Genomic DNA, 20,962 nt, shown 5'->3' on the forward strand with positions numbered 1-20,962 from the left:
TTGCCGGGGCGCGCGCCCCGGGAAACAATGAAGATATCATACCCCCATTCCCCGCAAAAGGCAACCGCCCGCCCGTTGACAACCGGGCCGCCCGCCCGTACACTAGAGGCAGCGATCGGTTGAGAGAGGGGAGGGGCACAGGTGAAAAAGACCATTTTGCTGGCCGGGTTCGGCACTGCCCACTGGGCGGATTACGCCCCCGCCGCCGGCGCGCTGGAAGGGGAGCTGGCCGACGCCTTCCCCGGCTGGTCGGTGCGGCGGGCCTTTGCCAGCAGCCGCTTGGCGGCAGCCCTCACCGAGCAGGGGCACCCCACCCCCCACCTCCCCGCCGCCCTCACGGAGTTGGCGGCGGCAGGGGGGGCGCTGGCCGTCCTCCCCACCCACCTGGCCGCCGGGGGGGAGTACGACGGCCTTACCGCCCAGTTGTCCGCCCTGGGCCCCCGGCTGTCGGCCCTGGCGGTGGCCCGCCCCCTCCTCTCCAGCGGGGAGGACTGTATCCAGGTGGCCCGGGCCCTGCTCGAGGGGATTTTGTTGGAGGAGGGCGAGGGCCTGGTGCTGATGGCCCACGGCAGCCGCGCGGCGGGGATGGGCCCCTACCGGCCCCTGGCGGCGGCCCTGCCCCAGCGGGTGGCGCTGGGCGCCATGGTGAACGGCGGCCCCGAGGCGGCGGGGCGACAGCTGCTGCGGGCGGGGTATCGCCGCTGCGCCCTGGCCCCCCTGCTGGTCTGTGCCGGCGGCCACGCCCGGCGGGAGATGGCCGGCCCGGGCCCCGACAGCTGGCTCTCCCGCCTGCGGGGGATGGGGCTGGCCGTCCGCCCCCTGCACCAGGGGCTGGCCGAGCTGCCCGCCCTGCGCGCCCTCTACTGCCGCCACCTGGCAGAAGCCCTGGCCGCCGCTGGGCTCGACTCGGTTTGACAGGGGTCGCCAGCGGGTGGTATGCTGATTTCATATGCCGTGAAAAGGGGTTTTGAGAGATGAAGAAAATGGTGCGGATGCTCTTTCACCGGGTGGTGCTGGTGGGGGCGGCCATCCTCCTGCAGCTGGCGCTGCTGGTGGTGATGTTGGTCCGGTTTGAGCGGTACTTTGTCTATTTTTACGCCGTCTGTTTCCTGCTGAGCTTGGTGGTGGTGCTGGGCATCATCAACGGCCGCAGCAACCCCGGCTACAAGATCGCCTGGCTCATCCCCATCCTCCTCTTCCCCATCTTCGGCGGGCTCTTCTACCTGATGTTCGGGCAAAACCACCTCTCCCGCCGGGAGAGAAAGAAGATGGCCCCCCTGCGGGAAGAGGTGCACCAGCTCCTCCCCGCCGAAAACCCGGTGCTGCGCCAGCTGGAGGAGGAGAGCCCCGAGGCGGCCAATCAGGCCAGATACATTGAAAAGTGGGCCTATGCCCCCCTCACCAAGGACAGTTTCAGCGAGTTCCTCCCCTCGGGCGAGAGCAAGTTCGAGCGGATGAAGGCCGAGTTGGAGCGGGCCGAGCGCTTCATCTTTTTGGAGTACTTCATCATCGAGCCAGGGGTGATGTGGGACAGCATCCTCGAGATTTTGGTCCGCAAGGCCGCCCAGGGGGTGGATGTGCGGGTGATGTACGACGACTTGGGCAGCATCATGACCCTGCCCTACCGCTACGACCGCCAGCTGGAACAGCTGGGCATCAAGAGCTGTGTCTTCAACCCCTTCGTGCCGGTGCTCAGCAGCCGCTTCAACAACCGCGACCACCGCAAGATCTGCGTCGTCGACGGCCACACCGGCTTCACCGGCGGCATCAACTTGGCCGACGAGTACATCAACGCCTACGAGAAGCACGGCCGCTGGAAGGACTCGGCCATCCTCCTGCGGGGCCCGGCGGTGGACAACCTGACGGTGATGTTCCTCACCGTCTGGGACTTCACCCGGGGCGAGACTGAGGACTTTGCCCCCTACCTCTACGAAGCCGGGCAGAGCGGCCCGGTGTCCGCCGGGGACGGCTATGTGCAGACCTTCTGCGACAGCCCCCTGGACGACGAGGCGGTGGGGGAGACGGTCTATCTAAACCTCATCAACAAGGCAAGGCGCTACGTCTACATCACCACCCCCTACCTCATCATCGACAACGAGATGGTCACCGCCCTCTGCATTGCCGCCAAGAACGGGGTGGACGTGCGGATCATCACCCCCCACATCGCCGACAAGTGGTATGTCCACGCCGTCACCAGGGCCTACTACGAGTCGCTGGTGGAGTGCGGGGTCCGCATCTACGAGTACACCCCGGGCTTCATCCACTCCAAGACCTTTTCAGTGGACGACGAGTACGGGGTGGTGGGGACCATCAACATGGACTACCGCAGCCTCTACCTCCACTTCGAGTGCGCGGCCTGGCTCTACCGCACCCGCAGCGTCCTTCAAATCAAGGAGGAGTTCCTCCGCACCCTGCTGGAGTGCCAGGAGATCACCCTGGACGACTGCCGCAACGTGCCCTGGCCCAAAAAGCTGGGGCGGGCCTGTCTGCGGGCCTTTGCCCCGCTGATGTGACAGAATGGCCCAAAGGCAAGAGGAAGGCCGGTCGTCCCGCGGGTCGTCGCGCCTTCTCTTTTTGTCGGGCAGCTATTTTTGGGGTCCGCCTCCTGTATGCAGCGCAGGGCGTTCAGGCTGCGGGGTAGCCGATATAGGGCAGGGTTGTCGACGGGGCGGCGGTCAGGGCGCGCTGGCCGGTCCCCAGTCGCAAGGTGGCGGCGATGTGGCTTTTCGGCTGGGGCTCGCAGCCACCCTGGGCCGCCAGGAAGCGGAAGGCGATCAGCTCCCGCTGGCGCAGATCGGGCCCCGTTCGGGTGCAGTAGTCGCCAAAGCAGTTGGCCGCCAGCCAGCGGTCGATGTGGCGGCTCTCCTCCGGCCCCGAGCGCCAGAAGTCGGCCATCCCCTCGCCGAAGATGTCCACCTGGACCTGGGCCCTGGCCTCCCGCCGGGTTTCGGCCGCGGTGGTGGGCTGGCCGGGCAGGGGGAGGGGGACCCCCTCTTTGAAGAGCGCCCCATTGTGGGCGCGCAGAGAGGGGAGGGTCCGTCCAACCCCAGATAGGCCGTGGCCTGGCAGGCGACCTCCTTCAGCGGTACCGGGGTGAGCCCGGCGGCCAGGGCGTCGGGGACGGGGGCGGCAAGGCAGTCGTACCCCCGCAGCCCAAAAGGGCGGCCAGCACCGCCGGCATCCGGGTGGCGGTGCTGGCCGCCGGGTGAGCCACCTCGCAAAAGGCAAAGTCCGCAAAGAGGGCGGTGAATTCCGGGTCGCGCTCCCCCCAGCGAAAAGGGGTCGAGACATTCCCTGTGAGACATGGCGTCTCCCCCCTTTCGGCAGCTGTGTTGCCGCCGCTTTCACCACAGCACCTGGAGTGCGCTCCAAGTCAAGGGAGAGGGGAGAAGTGCGCTCTATTTTCGGCAGCCGCAATCGCGCTGCGGCCGGCGGCAGCACAGCAGGGCGGCGAGCAGGGTGAAGAGGAGGATCAGCCCGCCGAGGATCAGCCAGATGCTGTCGATGCCCGGCCCCGGGGGAACGGTGGCATCCCAGACCGCCTTGAGGCCGTAGGGCTCCACCGCGCTGTCCTCGGCAAATCCGCCGGTGAGGGAGGAGAGCTCCTCCCCGGTGCGGTTGAGGAGAGAGCTGTCGGGGGCCAGGGCGGTGTCCCCCACAGTGTAGCGGTGGTCGGGGTCGTCGGTAAACCAACCGGCAAAGGGCTGTCCCTGGCTGTTGGGGCCGTAGCTCCTGCGCAGCACCATCACCCCGTTGTCGTTCCAGGCGTCATCCCCGCCGGTGCCCGCCGTGTTGTCGTAGAGCAGGGCCGCGTCGGACATGATGAAGGCCATCCGCCCCACCGAGGTCTGGCGGTCATTGGGGTTGGCAGGGGTGCGCCCCCGGGCGTTGTAAACCCCGCCCCCCAGCCCGCCGGCGCTGTTTTGGCGGATGGTGCCGCCGGTGAGCTCCACCTGGCCCACCCCGCCAAAGCCGGTGGCGGTCTCGGCCGAGATGCCGCCGCCCCCGTAGAAGGTGCCGGAAGCGGTGGTCTCCTCGGTGGTCAGCACCCGGTTTTCAGCGACCAGGCCGCCGCTCATCCGCAGCAGCCCCTCCCGGCTGGAGATGCCGCCGCCCCAGTAGAGCGCGGTGTTTCTCTGCACCGTCCCCTGTTTGAGGGAGAGGATCCCCTCGGGATAGGGGGAGGTGGAATAGTAAGTCAGGTAGAGGCCGCCCCCCTCTTTGGCGGCGGCATTCTCCTCCACCACCGCCTCGGGGGAGTCGATGACCAGGTTTCCCCCGGCCTGGTAGACGCCTCCGCCGTAGCCCACCTCAGTTCCGCCGGTGGTGGCGGCGCTGTTGCCCGCAATGCGGGCGCTGCCGAGCAGGGAGAGCTGGGCCCTGCCGGCGACGGGGTCGACGGCGCTGCCAAAGAGGGCAACGCCGCCCCCGCTGGCAGCGCTGTTGCCGGTCAATTCGCCCCCGCTCATGGAGAAGCCCGCGTCCAGCAGGTAGACCCCGCCCCCGTAGTTGGCGGCGCTGTTCTGGGAGACGCTGCCCCCGCTCATGTTCAGCTGGGCGCCCTGGGTCAGGGCAAGGCCGCCCCCGCCCCGGCCGGTGCAGCTGCAGTTTTGCACCAACGCCCCCTCCTGCACCGCGACGGTGGCGCCGGTCCCGGTGGCAAATACCCCGCCGCCGGTGGTTCCGGCGCCCTGCACCAAGCTGTTTTGCAGGGTGCAGCCGCTGGCCAAGGTCAAGGTGGCAGGGGCGCCGACCTGTACCAGGGCAGCGCTTGCCGCCCCGGCGGCCCGATTGCCGTCAATTTGCAAGTTTTCCAGGGTGAGGGAGGCCCCCGGCTGCACCGCCAGCAGTCCACTGGTGGCCCCGGCAGCCCGGGTCAGCCCGCCCCCCTGGGCCGAAAGGGTCTTCTCCCCATTTACCGGCAACAGCTCGGTCACCTGAATGGTCCCCGTCAGCACGATGTCGTCGCTGCCGGGGGCCGCCAGGGCGGCCTTCAGCTCCTCAAAAGTGCCCACCGCTCGCGCTGCCGCCGGCAGGGGTCCCTCTGCAGCCAGGGCGGTTCCCCCTGCGCCGAGACAGAGACCTGCCGCCGCCAAGACAGCCAGGGCGCGCAGTCTTATTTTCATCGTTTCATCACGCCTTTCCGCCGCTCCTGCCCGCAGGCCGGGCGGCCCGATGGTTCACAGTATGTGAGACGGGGGAGAACGGTGCGGCCCCGGCGGTCGGCCCGGAGAGAAGGGAACACAATTTGGTCACAAATTTTTCGCAGGCAGGTCAAAATTATCCCCTATACTAAAAAATCAGTCGGCCGGTCCGCTGGACCGGCGTGAGAAGGGGGAGACGGAAATGCCGATGGGCGGCCTTTGGGGGCGGATCCGCCAGTTTATGGCTGGGCGGCGGGGGGCGGATGGGCTCTCTCTCTTTCTGGTGGCGGTGGGGGCCCTGCTCTCCTTTGTGGGGCAGCTGTTGGGGCAGCGCTGGGTCCTCTGGATCTGCTGGGCGCTCTGGCTGCTTGCCTTCTGGCGGATGCTCTCCAAAAACACCGGGGCCAGAGAGCGGGAAAACCAGTGGTTTCTCGGCTGGTTTTCCCCGGCGGCCAGGAAGGCGGCCCTCCATGCCGCCGAGGCGCCCCAGCGCCGCGCCGAGAAGGAGGCCCGCCGGGCCTACCGCATCTTCAAATGCCCTGGCTGCGGGCAGAAATTGCGGGTCCCCCGCGGGCGGGGAAAGATCCGGATCCACTGCTCTCGCTGCGGCAGGGACTTCGTCAAAAAGAGCTGAAAGCAAAACTGCCACGGAAATGGGTGGCCGTACTGGCCCAGGACATCATACAGACATAACCTCTCAAGAGACATCGGGATTTTGTGGCCGCATGGCGTCCCACTGCCCCCGGTGAAACGGGGGATTTTGGGTGCAAAAGATTTAAAGAGAGAGCGCCGGACAGACTGTCTGTCCGGCGCTCTCTCTTTTTTCGGTTCCGAGGGGCTGTCACGCCGCTTGTTTGCCAGCGGCCAAAGCCCCACTCCTCCCCCGGCCTCGGGAAAATGTCGTCTCATTCCCGCCGTTGCAGGGGGAAAGGGGTGGGCCTGGGGGGCTTTTGTCGCAGCTGCCTGCAAGCGCCGTTTGCCCCTCTCCGGCGCGGTGGATCGACCAAATCCGGCCGCCGTTTTCCGGCGCTCCCTGCCCCACGAGCGGGCGCGGTGTTTGCCCTGTACGGCCGGGCCGCTTTTCTGCCGTTTTTCGGCAGTTACATGTCGTCGTCCAACAGTTGCAGGCCGGCGCCGATGAGGTGGGGCCCGGTGTGGGAACCCAGGGTGCAGTCCACGATCCCCTCGAAGTGGCGCTGGTAGGCGGGCACCTTCTGCCGCAGCAGCTTGGCCGCCTTTGCCCCGTCCTCGGGCGCGTCCCCGTGGGCGGTGGCGATGTTGCAGCGCCGCCCGGGCTGGTAGCAGTCGGCCGCCAACTGGGTCACCCGCTCGATGGACTGGGCCCGCCCCCGCACCTTGGCCACGCTGATGAGCTCCCCCGCCGGGGTGAAGGAGATGATGGGCTTGATCTGCAGCATGGTGCCGGCGATGGCGGTGATCTTGCCGATGCGCCCGCCCTTTTGCAGGTACTCCAGGGTGTCCACGCAGAAAAAGACGGTGGTGTTGGCGATGAGGCGGGGGATCAGGGCGCAGATCTCGTTCCAGGTGCGCCCCTCCTCCACAAAGCGGGCCGCCTCTAACACAGTGAGACCGGTGCCCAAACTGCCGCTGCGGGTGTCAAAGGCCGCCACTTCTAGTCCGGGGAAGCCCTCGCCCATTAGCTTGACGGCCTGGTAGGTGCCGCTGAGGCCGCTGGAGAAGAGGATGGCCAGCACCTTTTCATACCCCTGCTCCCGCATCTGGGCGAAGAGGCCGAGGATGGTCTCGCCCGAGGGGAGAGAGGTCTTGGGCAGCTCCTCCGCCATCCGCCGGTAGACCTGGGCGGGGGTGATGTCCACCCCGTCGCGAAAGTGCTCCTCCCCAAAGGAGATGGTCAGGGGGAGGGTAAAGATTTGGTGCTGGGCCGCCAGTTCGGCGGGGATGTCGGCGCAGGTGTCGGTGAGTATGGCAATTTTTTGGGGGTTCAAAGGGGACACATCCTTCTTTCGCCGCGCCCTGGAGCGCGGTGTAAAATCGTTTTGAGGGGGGCGCGGAAAAAGGGTCGTCCAGCCCGGGCGGCCGACGGGGACCGCTCTCCCTCTCCCGGTTCCCATCGGCCGGGCGAGAGGGCGCCCCACAGATATAGTTATTCTATATCATAGCAGGATTTTGGGAAAAATCGAGTCAATTCTTAAAATTTTTTTATTTTTCTGTGGAATTGGTCCCCCTTCCCCTTGGGGCGGGGGAGAAGGGCCTCCCCGGCGCGCCGTCCCGGTGAAAGTCGGCCCCTCGGCCCGTCCCGGGCGGTGCGGGAAAAGGGGGACGGTTGCCCTTGCCCCGGGGGCGAAAAGTTGGTATCCTGAGAGGCAAAACAGGGCGGGCCCATCGGGGCGGCCCGGGCGGAGAAAGGCGGAAGGGGACAATGGAGCGGGAGTACATTCACCTGGAAAATCTGCGGGAGCACAACCTGAAGGGGGTCTGCCTGGACATCCCCAAACGGGCAATCACCGTTTTTACCGGGGTGTCGGGGTCGGGCAAGTCCTCTCTGGTGTTTGACACCCTGGGGGCCGAGGCCCAGCGCCAGTTGGGGGAGACCTATTCGGCCTACGTGCAAAACCGGCTGCCCAAGTTCCCCCGGCCCAAGGCCGGGGTCATCTCCCACCTCTCCCCGGCGATCGTGGTGGGACAGAGCCGGTTGGGGGGCAGTTCCCGCTCCACCGTGGGCACCGCCACCGACTTACAGCCCCTGCTGCGCCTCCTCTTCTCCCGGGTGGGGCGCCCCCGCGCCGGGAGCGCGGGCTCCTTCTCCTTCAACGACCCTGAGGGGGCCTGCCCCGACTGCAACGGCCTGGGGGTCAAGACCGCCCTGCGGGAGGAATTGCTGCTGGACTTCGACCGCTCCCTCAACGAGGGGGCCATCCTCTTTCCCGTCTTCCCGGCCGGCTCCTGGTACTGGAAGACCTACGTCCTCTCGGGCCTCTTCGACTGCGACAAGCCCCTGCGCGACTACACCCCCGAGGAACTGCAGACCCTCCTCCACGGCAAGCCGGGGGCCAAGGTGGAACTGCCCTCCAAGTCGGGCCCCTTTGTCTTTGACTACGAGGGACTGGTGGAGAAGATCACCCGCCTCTTCATCCTCCGCAAGCAGGAAAACCTCTCCCAGCGGGTGAAGGAACAGATCGCCCCCTTCCTTCACAGCGGCCCCTGTCCCACCTGCCACGGCGACCGCTACTGCCAGCGGGTGCTCGCCTGCAAGATCGACGGGCGCAACCTGGCCGACTGGTGCCGGATGGAGGTGGACGAGCTCCTCCCCCTGGTGCGCTCCCTCAAAGGCGAGGTGGAGGCCCCCATCGCCGCCGCCATTGCCGAAAAGCTGCAGCAGCTGCAGGACGTGGGTCTGGGCTACCTCAACTTAGGGCGGGAGACCGCGACCCTCTCGGGCGGGGAGAGCCAGCGGGTGAAGATGGTGCGCCACCTGGGCAGCACCCTCTCCGATCTGCTCTACATCTTCGACGAGCCCAGCATCGGCCTCCACCCCCGGGACCTGCCCTTTCTCGGCCGCCTCTTTGCCGGGCTGCGCGACCGGGGGAACACGGTGCTGGTGGTGGAGCACAGCCGCGAGGTGATGGCCATGGCCGACTGGGCGGTGGACATCGGCCCCGGGGCGGGGGAACAGGGGGGCGAGGTGGTCTACCAGGGCCCCCCGGCCGGCCTGGCGGGCTGCGAGAGCGCCACCGGCCGCGCCCTGCGCCGACCCCTGCGGCTGGCACGGCCCCGCCCGCTGGGGGAGTGGCTGCCCCTGGAAGCGGGGCGGGAAAACAACCTGACCGGCTTTTCCACCGCCTTCCCCAAGGGGGCGGTCACCGCCCTCTGCGGCCCGGCGGGTTCGGGGAAGAGCACCCTGGCGCGGGCCTTCTGCCGCCAGTACCCCGAGGCGGTGCTCATCGACCAGGGGGGGATCGGCGCCTCCCCCCGCTCCACCCCCGCCACCTACACCAAGCTCTTTGACGAGATCCGCGCCCTCTTCGCCGCCGCAAATGGGGTGCCCGCCGCCCGCTTTTCCTTCAACTCCAAAGGGGCCTGCCCCGACTGCAAGGGCGCGGGTTACGTCTACACCGACCTGGCCTTTTTGGAGCCGGTGCGCACCACCTGCAAGACCTGCCAGGGCCGCCGCTTTGGGGAGGAGGTGCTCGCCTACACCCTGCGGGGCAAGAACATCGCCCAGGTGCTGGAACTCTCGGTGGAGGAGGCGCTGGACTTCTTCACCGAGCCCAAGGTGGTCCGCTCCCTGCGGCTGCTGCAGGAGGTGGGGCTGGGCTACCTCTCCCTGGGTCAGCCGGTGAGCACCCTCTCGGGCGGTGAGTGCCAGCGCCTCAAGCTGGCCGCCCAGCTGCGCAAGAAAAGCCCCCTCTACCTCTTCGACGAGCCCACTGCCGGGCTGCACATCTCCGAGGTGGAGCGGCTGCTGGCCATCTTCCGCCGGCTGACCGGGCAGGGGAGCACGGTGCTGGTCATCGAGCACGACCTGCAGGTGGTCGCCCAGGCCGACTGGGTGCTGGAACTGGGCCCCGGCAGCGGCAGGCGGGGGGGCGAATTGGTCTTTGCCGGCACCCCCGCCCAGTTGGCAGAAGAGAAGACCGCCACCGGTCTCTGCCTGGGGGAGGCCCTCCTGTAAAAAAGGGTTGACCTTGCCACTGTGGCAAGGTGTATGCTGGTTTCGCGGTTCGAACCAGTACGACGATCGACAGGAGGATGCCATGTACACCATCGGCGAGTTTTCCAGGCTGACCCGGGTCTCGGCCCGCATGCTGCGCCACTACGATCAGTTGGGGCTGCTCCGCCCCGCCCAGGTGGGGGCGGACAACGGCTACCGCTACTACGAGGCGGCCCAGCTGCGGGACCTGCTGGCCATCAGGAAGCTGCAGAGTTTCGGCTTTTCCCTGGCGCAGATCCCCGACCTGCTGCGGCTGTCCCCGCAGGAGCTGGCCGGCCGGGTGCGGGCGCGGTATGCCCAGGCCCTTGCCGAGCTGCGGGAGCTACAGCACTCCCTTCGCCTGATGGAGGCGTGCATCCGCGACGCGGAGGGAACCAATATGAGCCAATCGGTTAGCAAGGTCATTGTCATGGAGACGCCGTCCCAGCGGGTGCTGAGCCTGCGCCGCAAAATCGCCATCGGCGAGGTGCACCAGCTCTTTGCCGACCTCCGCCGCCAGGCGGCAGAAAAGGGGCTGCGCCGCTGCGGCGTCACCCAGCTGCTCTTCCACGGCGAGGAGTTTCGCTCCGACGAGATGGACGCCGAGGCCCAGGTGGAGGTCTCCGGCGAGGCCGAGGGGGTGTCGCTGCGGCCGGCCATGCGCTGTGTGGCGGCGACCTACACCGGCCCCTACGAGGGGATCCACACCGCCTATGACGCGGTCTGCAGCTACCTGGCCGCCCACCCCGAGTGGCGGGTCTGCGGCCCCTCGGTCGAGCGCTACATCCGCGACGAGGGGATGGTCTCCGACCCGGCAGAGCTGGTGAGCGCCGTCCTCTTCCCGGTGGAGCGGGCGGAGTGACCGCCCCCCTCTTTGCCGCCCCCAAAAGCGCCGAAAAACCAGCGCGGGCTGTGGCCGTGTCTTGGCGGCGGGGGTATAATGGAAAAAAGAGACCGCCTGTCCCGGCCAGAGCGGGGCGGGCGGCGAGAAGGGTGGAGTGCGAGATGAAGGTCTTGTATCACGTGGACCAGGTGGAAGCCTGGCAGCTGGCGGCGGGGAACGCCCTGAATATGGAGGACTACTGCCGGCGGGAGGGGATCGCCTGCCAGATGGAGCTGGTGGCCAACGGCCCGGCGGTGAAGGGGCTGGTGGAGGCAGCCGCGCCCTACCTCTCCACCCTGGCGGAGTTGGCCCAGGGGGGAACGGTGGTGGCCGCCTGTCAAAACGCCCTGCGGGCCAACCAGATCGACCCCCAGCAGCTGCCCGACTTTGTGCGGGTGGTCCCCGCCGGGGTGGTGGAGATCGCCCAAAGGCAGGAGGAGGGCTTCTCCTACATCAAGCCCTGACAGGGGGGTTGGGCAAAGAGCGCCCCGACGGCCGCATTTGGTCGCCGGGGCGCTCTCTTTTTGTTTAAAAGGGGTTCAGTCCTCGCGGGGGAGGAGGGAGGGGCGGTACGGCTCCCCCGACATCTCGCCGGTGTAGAGGGCAAACTGGTTTTTGCCCCGGCTCTTGGCGGTGTAGAGGGCCCGGTCGGCCCGCTGCAACAGGGATTTATAGCTCTGCCCGTCGGCGGGGTAGCGCACACAGCCCACGCTGGCAGAGATGCCGGGCTCCCGCTCGTCCAGCTCCTCGCAGAAGAAGCGGCAGACTTCCCCCGCCTTTTTGGCCAGCAGGTCCTCCCCGTTCATCCCCTCCAGAAAGACGGCGAATTCGTCGCCGCCGATGCGGGCCACCATGTCGGTGGCCCGCAGCTTTTGGGGCAGCTTGTCGGCGATTTCCTGCAGCAGCCGATCCCCCGCCAGGTGGCCCTTGGTGTCGTTGACCGCCTTGAAGTTGTCCAAATCCACATAGAGGAGGGAGAAGGGCTGCCCCGCCGGGCTGCAGATGGCCTCGGCCACCCGGGCCTCCAGGGCCTGGCGGTTGTAGAGGCCGGTCAGGTAGTCGTGCATGGCCTGCTGCCGCCAGCGCGCCGACTCCCGCTTGAGCTCGTCGATGCTGGAGAGCTTGCCCATGTAGCCGGTGCAGACCTGGCCGCTCTCCCCCTCCCAGAGGGAGCGCATGTAGAGTTCAAACCAGACCCGCCGCCCGCCCCGCACGGTCAGCTGCACCTCGGTGCGGTAGAGGGCGTTTTCCGGGGTGAGGGCCGCCAGTTCCCCCTCGATGCGCCGCAGGTCCGCGGGAGAGATCTGCCCGGCCCGGCGCAGGTGATCCCTGGCGTGGAGGGTGCGCAGGCTGTCGGAAAACACCTCCTGGTACTTTTCAGTGAACTCCACCGAATCGCTCTGCCGGTCGTAGTCAAAGAGGATCTCCCCCGACATCTCCGAAAGCCAGTGGTACTTCTGTCGCTCCCTCTCCAGCAGGGCCAGGGTGCGGTCGCTGAGCTGCTGTGCCTCGGGCGGGTGGTAGCCGCCGGGCCGCCGCAGGTCAATGGGCGGGGCGGAGGGGGTGGCGTCCGACCCGTCCTGCAGGTAGAGGGCCTGGTGCAATTCGTCCGCACAGCGCAGAAAGAGGCCCAGGAGCAAGGGGTTGAAGGCGCCGCACTCCCCGCTGCGGATCATGGACACTGCCACCGGGTGGGGATAGGGCTTTTTGTAGACCCGCTCGCTCACCAAAGCGTCGTAGACGTCGACCAGGGAGACCACCTGCGCCCAGAGGGGGATGTCGCCGCCGGCCAACCCGTCGGGGTAGCCCAGTCCGTCCCACCGCTCGTGGTGGTAGCGGCAGATGTCGTAGCAGTAGCGAAAGAACGCCTGTTCCTGAAAGAAGGGGATCCTCTCGAGGATCTCGCAGCCGTAGACGGTGTGGTTTTTCATCTCCTCGAACTCGTCGGCGGTGAGGCGGCCGGGCTTGTTGAGGATGTAGTCGGGGATGAGGATCTTGCCGATGTCGTGCATGGCGGCCGCGCTGGACACCATCTCGATCTCCTCTGCAGTGAGGCGGTAGCCAGGGGACTCGGCGGCCAGCAGCTGCAAGAGCATCCGGGTGGCCTGGCGGATCCGGCGCACGTGTTGGCCCGACTCGCCGCTGCGAAACTCGATGACCGAGCTGAGCATGTCGATGATGGAGGCGTTGGTGGTGCGCAGTTTTTCCGACTGGGCCTTGATGGTCTGCACCTGCTCCTCCACCAGCTGGGCCAGCTGGTTGCGCCCGCGAAAGAGCTCCACCGCGTTGTCCACCCGCTTGCGCACGATGGAGGGGTCGGTGATGGGCTTGCTGATGACGTCCATCACCCCGCTCTCATACCCCTGCAGGGCGATGTCGGCCGAGGTTTCGGCGGTGATGAGGAAGACGGGGATGCTCTCCAGCAGCCCCTGGCGGGCCAGCTCTTCCAACACCCCAAAGCCGTCGAGCTCGGGCATCACCAAATCCAGCAGCAGGGCGGCCAGCCGGTCTTTTTGCCGGGCGACGGCCTCCAGGGCCTGGCGGCCGTTCTCCGCCTCCTCGATCCGGTATTCCCGGTAGAAGATCTCTCGCAGGATGGCGCGGTTGAGCTCGGAATCATCGACAATCAAAAGGGTGTCGCGGCAGGGTGTCTGCACGGGCAGTCCCTCCTCTCCAGGCAATTTTGGAGGCAGTTTTAGCAGTCGCAGCGGGCGATGGCCGCCAGGACGTCGCGGTGGCGGGCGCACACCCCGTCCAGCAGGGGGGAGAGGTCGCTCCCCGCCGCCCCCTGGCGCAAAGCGGCGACCAGGTCCGCGGCGGCCTGCGCCAGTTCGGCAAAGCCCAGGTTGGCGGCAACCCCCTTTAGGGTGTGGGCGGCCCGCTCGACCGCCGGCCAGTCCTCCCCGGCCGCCGCCTTCTCGAGAAGGGACATGTTTTCGTCCTGGGGGAATTTGAGGACGAATTTCTGGTAGAGGGCGCGATTGCCCATAAACCGGCGCAGGGTCTGTTCTTCGTCCGCCACCACCGGGCGCAGGGCCTCCATCAACTCCATTTGAGCCACTTCCTTTTGCCACCGGCGTCCAGCTGGCAGCAGTTTGTCATCATTATACATCAGATTGTGACAGGTTTCATCTATTTCTTTTGGTCCCCTTGCCCAGAATGGGGGTGCAGGGCGTGAAAGAGGGCGCGAAAGAGGACGGGCGGGTCCACCGGCTTGGTCAGGTAGTCGCTCATCCCCGCCAGTTTGGCCCGCTCCACCTCTTCCCGAAAGGCGTTGGCGGTCATGGCGATGATGGGGACGGCGGCCGCGTCCGACCGGGACAGGGCGCGAATGCGCTCGGTGGCCTCCAGCCCGTCCATCACCGGCATGCGGATGTCCATCAGCACCGCCCGGTAAAAGCCGGGCGCGCTCTGGGAAAAGCGCTCTACCGCCTCGGCCCCGTCGGCGGCGGTGTCCACCTTTAGACCCCGGCTGTGCAGCAGGGCCAGGGCGATCTCCCGGTTGATTTCGTTGTCCTCCACCAGGAGAAGGCGCTCCCCGGCAAAGGTGGGCTCTTCCTCGCGGTGGGGGCGGGCCTCCTCGCGGCGGGGCTCTGCCGGCGCCAGGGGCAGGGTGACGGTGAAGGCGGTACCCCGGCCCAGCTCGCTCTCCACCGAGATTTGGCCGTCCATCAGGTGGGTCAGGTTGCGGGCGATGGTCAGTCCCAGGCCGCTGCTCTCTAAGTTGCGCCCGCCGTCGGGCGCCTCCTGCTCAAAGGGCTCGTACATCCGCTTGAGAAAGTCCTTGGACATCCCCCGCCCGCTGTCGGCCACCCGAAAGCGGACCGCCGGCTTGCCGCCGGGCCCCTCGACCGGGGCGGCCTCCAGGGAGACGACGCCCCCCTCGGGGGTGTACTTGAGGGCGTTGGAGAGCAGGTTTATCAGGATCTGGTTGAGGCGCAGGGCATCCCCCAGGTAGGCTGGGGCCAGCCCCGCGGCCGAGATGGAGAAGCGCTGTCCCCGCTCCCGCGCCTGGGGGGCGCAGACGGCCTCGATCCCCTGCAGGAAGGGGGCGGTGTCGAAGGGTTCGCGCGCGATGTGCATCTTTCCGCTCTCGATTTGGGACATGTCCAGCACGTCGCTGATGAGGGTGAGGAGGAATTTGGCCGAGACGTCGATTTTTTCGAGGCAGTCGGCCACCTTCTCCCCCTCTCCCAGGCTGTCCTTGGCAATGCGGGTCATGCCGATGATGGCGTTCATGGGGGTGCGGATGTCGTGGCTCATCCGCGAGAGGAACTCGGTCTTTGCCCGGTTGGCCCGCTCGGCCAGTTCCAGCGCGTCCATCAGGGCGGTGCGGCGGCGCTCCTCCTGCCGCTTGGCCTCGTCCATGTCCTTGAGGTAGAACATCACCCGGCAGCTCCCGGGCTCCCGGCTGAGCTCCTGTGCCTGCATCGAGTACCAGCGGTAGTCGCCGCCCGGCGAGGGGCGGCGCAGGGCCTCCAGGTAGACCTCCTTCCGGCCGCGGGCGAAGGCCCGCTTGAGGGCATCGGGGGCAAAGGACTGCAGGTAGGCCTCCCGGTCGTTGGGGTGCACCAGGTGTTCCACCGTCCAGTGAAAGTTTTCCGCCAGGGGGCGCGGCAGGGGTGAGGGGGTCAGAACGCCGTTTTGCCGGCTCCACAAAAAGACCTGGTCGGTCTCCAAGTCCCCCTCAAAGACCGCGTCGTAAAAGGCGCTCACCGCCGAGGAGAAGCGCAGGTCGGCCTCCCGCTGCTGCTCCTGCGCGGTCTTGAGCTGGTGCACGTCCCGGTAGACCAGCAGCACCTTTTGGTCCTCGTCGACGCGGTTTTCCAGGCGGACCATGGTCATCTCCACCCAGCGGTACCGGCCGTCGCGCCCCTTGCGCCGCAGGGTGCGCATCACCCGCTGGGCCCCCTCCGCCAGCTGGCGGCGGATGTTTGCCAGCGAGAAGGCGGCCAGGAAGAGGGGCTGGTCGTCGGGGTGGATCACCTGCCGGCAGTAGAGCGCATTGGCCGCCTCAAAGGCCCCTTCGGGGGGGATGGGCCCCCAGGTGGCGTCGGATTTGCGCAGCAGATAGCGGTCCTGGGTGACGTTGAGGGTGACGCACTCCTCAAAGAGGGCGGTCACTCCGGTGGTGAACTCCTCTCTGGCCTGCTCCATCTGCTTGCGCGCGTCGATGGTGGCGGTGAGCAGCAGGGCCACCACCTCGCCCCCGGCCTGGCGCGACAGCTGCACCCCCGTCATGGCCACCCAGTGGTAGCGCCCGTCGGTCCCCCTGCGGCGAAATTCGCCCCCGACAGAGGTCTGCCCGGCGGCAAAGGCCGCCAGCAGACCCTCCGGCCCCAGGGTGTGGGCAAAGGCAGCCCGGTCCGACGGGTGGATGTTGGCGAGCACCTGCCGATAGGCCGTCTCCTCCCCGCGGGCAATTGGTGGGTAGGTGCCGCGGCTCTTGGCGTAGACCATCTGGCGGCGGGAGATGTTGGTGCAGATCACCTCGTCGTAGATCTGGTTGAGGGCCACTTCCAGGCTGCCGTCGGCAATCTGCCCCCGGGTCTCGGCCGCCCGCACCTCCTCCACGTCCTGCAGGGCCATCAACAGGGTGTCTTTTTGCCCCCGGAAGTGGGAGAAGGAGAGCTCCTTCCAGCGAAGGGAGCCGTCTCTCTCCAGGGCCTGCAGGTAGAGGGCGCGCGCCTCCTGCCCCTCAAGCCCCGCCAAAATCGACTCCGGCCGCAGCGCCGCCGCCATCCGCTCCCGGTCCCGGGGGCAGACCGAGCGGGCGACAAAGGCGCGGGCGGCTGGCGCAAAGTTCCCCCCGTCCAGGGCAAAGAGGCCGCTGTCGTCCCGGTAGACGCAGTGGCACTGCCAGCCGGGCAGGTCGATGACCGCCAACAGCTGGTAGTCCCGGCTGCCCACAAAGTTGCAGACTTGCTGCAAGAGGGCGCGGCGACCCTCCTCCTCTTTCAGGCGGCCGATGTCCTGCAGGGTGCCCACCACCTGCACCGCCCGGCCGCCCTGGTACACGGCGTCCCCCTGGTATAAAAACCAGGAGAAGGCGCTCTCGCCGGGCCGGATCACCCGCACCTCGGCTCGGTGGATTTCTCCGGCCATCATCGCCCGCACCTTTTCCAGGTCATCGGGGTGAACGACACCCGCCTCTTCCAGGCCTTTTAGGTAGTGGGGGAGCACCTGTTGGGCCCCATCTGCGCCCCCCTTGCGGGCGGTGAAGGTGTCGCTGTCCAGGTCGTAGACAAAGAGGACGTCCGCCGAACGCTCCACCGCCAACTGGTATTGGGCCTGTTCCCGCTCCCTCTCCTGCTGGGCCTCTCGGCGCAGGGTCACGTCCAGCAAAACCGCCAGGTAGATGGGGAAATCGCCCTCTCCGCCCACCCGGCGCCCCTCCAGGTGCATCCAGAAGGGCTGTCCGTCCTCCCTCGCCATCCGGCACTCGGCGCGCAGGGGAAGCCCCTGGCGATGCTGTGCCTCCAGGGTCTGGCGCAGGGCCTCCCGCTCTTCGGGCAGGACCAGCGCCAGCAGCCCCCGGCCCGCCGCGTCCGCCGGCAGGCCCAACAGGGTGTGAAAGGCGCGGTTTGTCTCCAGCAGGGGCAGTTCCCCCGCCAGCGCGAACTTGGCGATCCCGCCGGGCAGGCTGTCGTAGGTGGCCTCCCGGTCCCGCTCCAGCTGGCGCCGCTCGGTCACGTCCACCGCGGTGCCGAAGTAGATGGGGCAGCCCCCTTTGTCCCCCACGCAGGAGGCCTGGCCGCGGTACCACCGGGTCTGTCCCTCCCGGCTCACCGGGACCTCCAGCTCCACCGTGGCCCGCCGGGTGGCCGCCCGGCACACCTGTGCGGTGAGTTCCCCCCGCAGGGGCGCGGGCAGCTGGGCGAACATCCCCTCGCGGGACTCCCGCTCCCCGACGCCGAAGAGCTCGCGGTAGCGGCGGCTGGCCTCCAACAGGAGCGCCTGCCCGCCCTCCACCAGAAACTTGGCGGTGAGGCCGCCGGCGTTCTCGGTCGCCACCGCGAAGGAGCTCTCCAGCTCCTCCTGCGCCTGCTTTTCCAAATCGATGTTGCGGCAGAGGGTGATCTGCCACTGGTCCTCCCCCTGGGCGCAGGGGAGGGGGAGGACCCGGGTCTCGGTCCAGTGGTAGACCCCGTCGTCCCCCAGCTGCAGGTGCTGCATATAGCGCTCCTGCGCTCCCTCGGCAAAGGCCTCGAGCAGATTTTCCCGGGAAAAGGTGCGGCGGAACTCCTCCCGGTAGAGGGGGTGCATGGTGGAAGCGCCCACCTCGATGAGCTGGTCGAAGCAGCCCTCCTCGGCGGCCTGGCGGGTGTCAAAGTGCTCGTAGGCCACCATGGCGTAGCGGTTTTGGGTCAGATTCACCGAAATCACCATGGGGTAGACCTTGGCCATGACCGCCGTCAGCCGCTCTCGCTCGGCTGCCGCCTCCCGCTGGGCCGGGGTGGGGACCCGGGGCGAGGCGCAAATCAGGCAGGCGGGCTCCTCCCCCCAGAACAGGGGGGAGAAACTCACCTCCATCTCCGGCCCAAAGGGGGTGTCGGCGACAAGGGAACAGGGCTCTGCCGCCTGCCACCCGGCGGGGCGGCGGTCGGCCAGTGCGGGCCAGAGAGCGGCCAATGCCCCGCCCTCCTTGGCGGCGGGAAGGGCCTTTTGAAATCGGTCGTTGAGGTAGAGGATGCGCCCGTCCTCCCGGGCGGCAACACAGGCAAATAGGCCTGCCAGTTGGTCGAGCAGCGCAGCTGCAGACAGTCCATCCAAAGAAAACACCCCTTTGCTCCGCCCCTGTGGGCGGCGGACTCTCCGGCGCGCGCGCCGGCTGGTTGGCGGATGAGCGGCAAGTCTGTTGAAAAAGCGGCTGCCCGGCTGCGGCAGACGCCCTGAAAAGGGCCTCACAGTGTTCTGTTCCCATTGTACTTCCCCGCCGCATACACTGTCAATTGACCGCCGCGATTTCCCGCCCGGCAAAGAGGCGGTTGCAGCCCCCCCCCGCCGGTGCTATACTGGGGCAAAACCAGCCCTTCGCCCGCGGCGGCGGGGGGGCGAGAGGGGAGAGAAGGGCAGATGCAGTTTGGCCACACCATTCCGCTTCAACGCCGGTTGGGGGTGCGGGGCCTTCCGCCCCCGGCGGCGCAGGACCTGGCTTTTTGCTGGGACCTGCACCGGGTCCCCCTGGCCGGGCGGGAGGGGCTGCTGGGGGTCAACGCCTCCAGCCGGCTGGCCTTTTTTTGCTGGGGCCTGGGCCCCGGGCAGTGGGGCAATCTTCCCGCCTTTGCCCTGGGGCAGGTGGGCCGCCTTTTGCGGTCTGTCGGCGTCCCGCCCGCGGCGGTGGAGCGCTACTTGGCCCTGGCGGGCCCGCCGGTCTGCACCCGCACCCACGGGCGCCGGCCGGTGGCCTTTTTGAACCGGGCGGTGGACGCGCTCTTTGCCACGGGGGTCCAGCCCGACCCCGCCGACCTGCCCCAACCCCTGCTGGAAGAGGCCCTCAACAGCGGGTGTTGCCGGGCGGCGGGCTTTCCCGAAAAGGGGCGGCCCCGCGATTTTTTTCGCGCCGATCTGGCCCGGCTGTTGGGCGGCCCGGCGGATGGGAGAGAGGGGGAGAGACCATATGTTGGTGTCGACTAGAGGGCGGTACGCCCTGCGGGTGATGATCGACCTGGCCGAGCAGGGCGGGGAGGAGTTCACCCCCCTTAAAGAGATTGCCGCCCGGCAGGAAATTTCGGAAAAGTACTTGGAGAGCATTGTCAAGGCCCTTGCCGCGGACGGTCTGTTGCGCGGCCGGCGGGGGAAGGGGGGCGGCTATCGGCTGGCCCACCCGCCGGAGGAGATCTCGGTGGGCAGCATCCTCCGCCTTACCGAGGAGAGCTTGGCCCCGGTGGCCTGCCTGGCCCCCGGCCAACAGCCCTGTCCCCGCGCCGCCGGCTGCCGCACCCTCCCCCTCTGGCAGGCCCTCGACGAGCTGATTGCCGGTTACCTCGACGGGGTCTCGGTGGCCGACCTGGCGGCGGCAAGCCGGCCGGCCGCTCCCTGAAATACCCATTGACAAAGGGCGGTTTCAGCGGGTATACTGACACCACTCAATAAACATACCAAGAAAGTAGGTTGATCTCATGGTTCGATTCGCCCGGTTTGTCACAGCCCCCTCTGCCCCCTGCGCAGGGCGCTGTTGTCGCTGCTGTCGATAGCCCCGACGGGGCAGAGCGAACGCACGCCGCAAACGACGAACGGACACAGGAGGTCTACAAGATGAAAAAAATATACCAGTCCCTCGACCAGCTGGTGGGGCGCACCCCTCTGCTGGAACTCACCCAGATCGAGCGGGAGTACAAGTTGGAGGCCAAGCTGGTCGCCAAACTCGAGGGGTTCAACCCCGCGGGATCGGTCAAGGACCGCATTGCCAAGGCCATGATCGAGGACGCCGAGGCCCGCGGCCTGCTGGGCCCTGACTCGGTCATCATTGAGCCCACCTCGGGCAACACCGGCATCGGCCTCGCCTCGGTGGCCGCCGCCAAGGGCTACCGGGTCATCATCGTCATGCCCGAGACCATGTCGGTGGAGCGCCGCCAGCTCATGGCCGCCTACGGGGCCGAGCTGGTGCTCACCGAGGGCGCGGGGGGGATGAAGGCGGCCATCGCCAAGGCCAGAGAGCTGGCGGCCCAGATCGAGGGCAGCTTCCTCCCCGGCCAGTTTGAAAACCCCGCCAACCCGGCCGCCCACCGGGCCACCACCGGCCCCGAGATCTGGGAGGACACCGACGGCCAGGTGGACATCTTTGTCGCCGGGGTGGGCACCGGCGGCACCATCACCGGGGTGGGCGGCTACCTGAAGGAGAAAAATCCCGCCCTGCAGGTGGTGGCGGTGGAGCCCGCCTCCTCCCCTGTGCTGGCGGGGGGGAGCGCCGCCCCCCACAGGATCCAGGGCATCGGCGCGGGCTTTGTCCCCCCGGTGCTGAACACGGCTGTCTACGACGAGATCGTCCCGGTGCAGGACGCCGACGCCTTTGCCGCCGCCCGGGCGGTGGGCCGGCGGGAGGGCCTGCTGGTGGGCATCTCCTCCGGCGCCGCCGTCTGGGCGGCCATCCTCCTGGCCAAGCGGGCGGAGAACCGGGGCAAGACCGTCGTCGCCCTGCTGCCCGACACCGGCGACCGCTACCTCTCCACCCCCCTCTTTGGCGGGGAGGAAACACCCCGGTAGCCACCCGGTCAACAGAGTCAAGTCAAAAGACGAGCGCCCCGCCCCCCCAAACGGGGG

The 20,962-nt window shown here is 67.8% G+C and carries 15 protein-coding genes; 9 read left to right on the forward strand and 6 right to left on the reverse strand.

Translation table 11 applies throughout. The features are described 5' to 3' along the window. Positions 1–141 precede the first annotated feature (141 nt). Together ACTNAU_RS11875 and cls are read left to right on the forward strand one after the other, a co-directional pair. Positions 142–915: a sirohydrochlorin cobaltochelatase gene (locus ACTNAU_RS11875; RefSeq protein ID WP_441098541.1), complete on the forward strand. Its 774-nt coding sequence runs from the start codon at positions 142–144 to the stop codon at positions 913–915. 59 nt (positions 916–974) lie between these two features. Further along, on the forward strand, positions 975–2,513 hold the full coding sequence (gene cls / locus ACTNAU_RS11880; RefSeq protein ID WP_441098542.1) for a cardiolipin synthase: 1,539 nt from the start codon (positions 975–977) through the stop codon (positions 2,511–2,513). A gap of 112 nt (positions 2,514–2,625) precedes the next feature. Here cls and ACTNAU_RS11885 read toward each other — a convergent pair whose 3' ends face one another. Both ACTNAU_RS11885 and ACTNAU_RS11890 read right to left on the reverse strand, forming a co-directional pair. Then, entirely contained in the window at positions 2,626–2,916 is a 291-nt protein-coding gene (locus ACTNAU_RS11885; protein ID WP_441098543.1) for a carboxymuconolactone decarboxylase family protein, read from the reverse strand. 482 nt (positions 2,917–3,398) lie between these two features. Then, entirely contained in the window at positions 3,399–5,015 is a 1,617-nt protein-coding gene (locus ACTNAU_RS11890; RefSeq protein ID WP_441098544.1) for a hypothetical protein, read from the reverse strand. A 331-nt stretch (positions 5,016–5,346) separates the two neighbouring features. Here ACTNAU_RS11890 and ACTNAU_RS11895 point away from each other — a divergent pair, with 331 nt between their 5' ends. Then, a complete protein-coding gene (locus ACTNAU_RS11895; protein ID WP_216402175.1) occupies positions 5,347–5,778 on the forward strand; it encodes a hypothetical protein in 432 nt (143 codons plus the stop codon). Between the two features lie 466 nt (positions 5,779–6,244). Here the strand turns inward: ACTNAU_RS11895 and ACTNAU_RS11900 are convergent, their stop codons facing one another. Beyond that, a complete protein-coding gene (locus ACTNAU_RS11900; protein ID WP_185916669.1) occupies positions 6,245–7,111 on the reverse strand; it encodes a DegV family protein in 867 nt (288 codons plus the stop codon). 434 nt (positions 7,112–7,545) lie between these two features. On the opposite strand from ACTNAU_RS11900, the gene ACTNAU_RS11905 reads away from it, so the two are divergent. From ACTNAU_RS11905 to ACTNAU_RS11915, 3 genes are all read left to right on the forward strand, one after another. Next, positions 7,546–9,798, forward strand: coding sequence for an ATP-binding cassette domain-containing protein (locus ACTNAU_RS11905; RefSeq protein WP_441098545.1), 2,253 nt, complete (start codon positions 7,546–7,548; stop codon positions 9,796–9,798). Positions 9,799–9,880: 82 nt separating this feature from the next. Then, positions 9,881–10,678, forward strand: coding sequence for a MerR family transcriptional regulator (locus tag ACTNAU_RS11910; protein ID WP_441098546.1), 798 nt, complete (start codon positions 9,881–9,883; stop codon positions 10,676–10,678). 143 nt (positions 10,679–10,821) lie between these two features. Continuing rightward, a complete protein-coding gene (locus ACTNAU_RS11915; RefSeq protein WP_216402179.1) occupies positions 10,822–11,163 on the forward strand; it encodes a DsrE family protein in 342 nt (113 codons plus the stop codon). A gap of 75 nt (positions 11,164–11,238) precedes the next feature. Here ACTNAU_RS11915 and ACTNAU_RS11920 read toward each other — a convergent pair whose 3' ends face one another. From ACTNAU_RS11920 to ACTNAU_RS11930, 3 genes are all read right to left on the reverse strand, one after another. Next, entirely contained in the window at positions 11,239–13,356 is a 2,118-nt protein-coding gene (locus tag ACTNAU_RS11920; protein ID WP_441098547.1) for a diguanylate cyclase, read from the reverse strand. A 38-nt stretch (positions 13,357–13,394) separates the two neighbouring features. Continuing rightward, a complete protein-coding gene (locus ACTNAU_RS11925; RefSeq protein ID WP_185916664.1) occupies positions 13,395–13,751 on the reverse strand; it encodes an Hpt domain-containing protein in 357 nt (118 codons plus the stop codon). 80 nt (positions 13,752–13,831) lie between these two features. Continuing rightward, on the reverse strand, positions 13,832–18,472 hold the full coding sequence (locus ACTNAU_RS11930) for a PAS domain S-box protein (RefSeq protein ID WP_441098548.1): 4,641 nt from the start codon (positions 18,470–18,472) through the stop codon (positions 13,832–13,834). A 303-nt stretch (positions 18,473–18,775) separates the two neighbouring features. On the opposite strand from ACTNAU_RS11930, the gene ACTNAU_RS11935 reads away from it, so the two are divergent. From ACTNAU_RS11935 to cysK, 3 genes are all read left to right on the forward strand, one after another. Beyond that, entirely contained in the window at positions 18,776–19,336 is a 561-nt protein-coding gene (locus tag ACTNAU_RS11935) for a DUF6933 domain-containing protein (RefSeq protein WP_216402182.1), read from the forward strand. Continuing rightward, entirely contained in the window at positions 19,320–19,742 is a 423-nt protein-coding gene (locus tag ACTNAU_RS11940; protein WP_256136727.1) for an RrF2 family transcriptional regulator, read from the forward strand. Before ACTNAU_RS11935 ends, ACTNAU_RS11940 begins: the two co-directional genes overlap by 17 nt. Positions 19,743–19,957: 215 nt before the next feature. After that, positions 19,958–20,905, forward strand: coding sequence for a cysteine synthase A (gene cysK, locus ACTNAU_RS11945; protein WP_441098549.1), 948 nt, complete (start codon positions 19,958–19,960; stop codon positions 20,903–20,905). Positions 20,906–20,962 lie beyond the last annotated feature (57 nt).

Origin of the sequence: Bittarella sp. HCP28S3_D9 (assembly GCF_052065655.1) — a bacterium.
GTDB lineage: Bacteria > Bacillota > Clostridia > Oscillospirales > Ruminococcaceae > Bittarella > Bittarella massiliensis.

What these genes read in the sequence shown, in the direction of transcription:
- cls (WP_441098542.1), top strand. Translation starts at nt 975, where the DNA reads ATGAAGAAAATGGTGCGGATGCTCTTTCACCGGGTGGTGCTGGTGGGG.
- ACTNAU_RS11895 (WP_216402175.1), top strand. Translation starts at nt 5,347, where the DNA reads ATGCCGATGGGCGGCCTTTGGGGGCGGATCCGCCAGTTTATGGCTGGG.
- ACTNAU_RS11905 (WP_441098545.1), top strand. Translation starts at nt 7,546, where the DNA reads ATGGAGCGGGAGTACATTCACCTGGAAAATCTGCGGGAGCACAACCTG.
- ACTNAU_RS11910 (WP_441098546.1), top strand. Translation starts at nt 9,881, where the DNA reads ATGTACACCATCGGCGAGTTTTCCAGGCTGACCCGGGTCTCGGCCCGC.
- ACTNAU_RS11915 (WP_216402179.1), top strand. Translation starts at nt 10,822, where the DNA reads ATGAAGGTCTTGTATCACGTGGACCAGGTGGAAGCCTGGCAGCTGGCG.
- ACTNAU_RS11925 (WP_185916664.1), bottom strand. Translation starts at nt 13,751, where the DNA reads ATGGAGTTGATGGAGGCCCTGCGCCCGGTGGTGGCGGACGAAGAACAG.
- ACTNAU_RS11935 (WP_216402182.1), top strand. Translation starts at nt 18,776, where the DNA reads ATGCAGTTTGGCCACACCATTCCGCTTCAACGCCGGTTGGGGGTGCGG.
- ACTNAU_RS11940 (WP_256136727.1), top strand. Translation starts at nt 19,320, where the DNA reads ATGTTGGTGTCGACTAGAGGGCGGTACGCCCTGCGGGTGATGATCGAC.
- cysK (WP_441098549.1), top strand. Translation starts at nt 19,958, where the DNA reads ATGAAAAAAATATACCAGTCCCTCGACCAGCTGGTGGGGCGCACCCCT.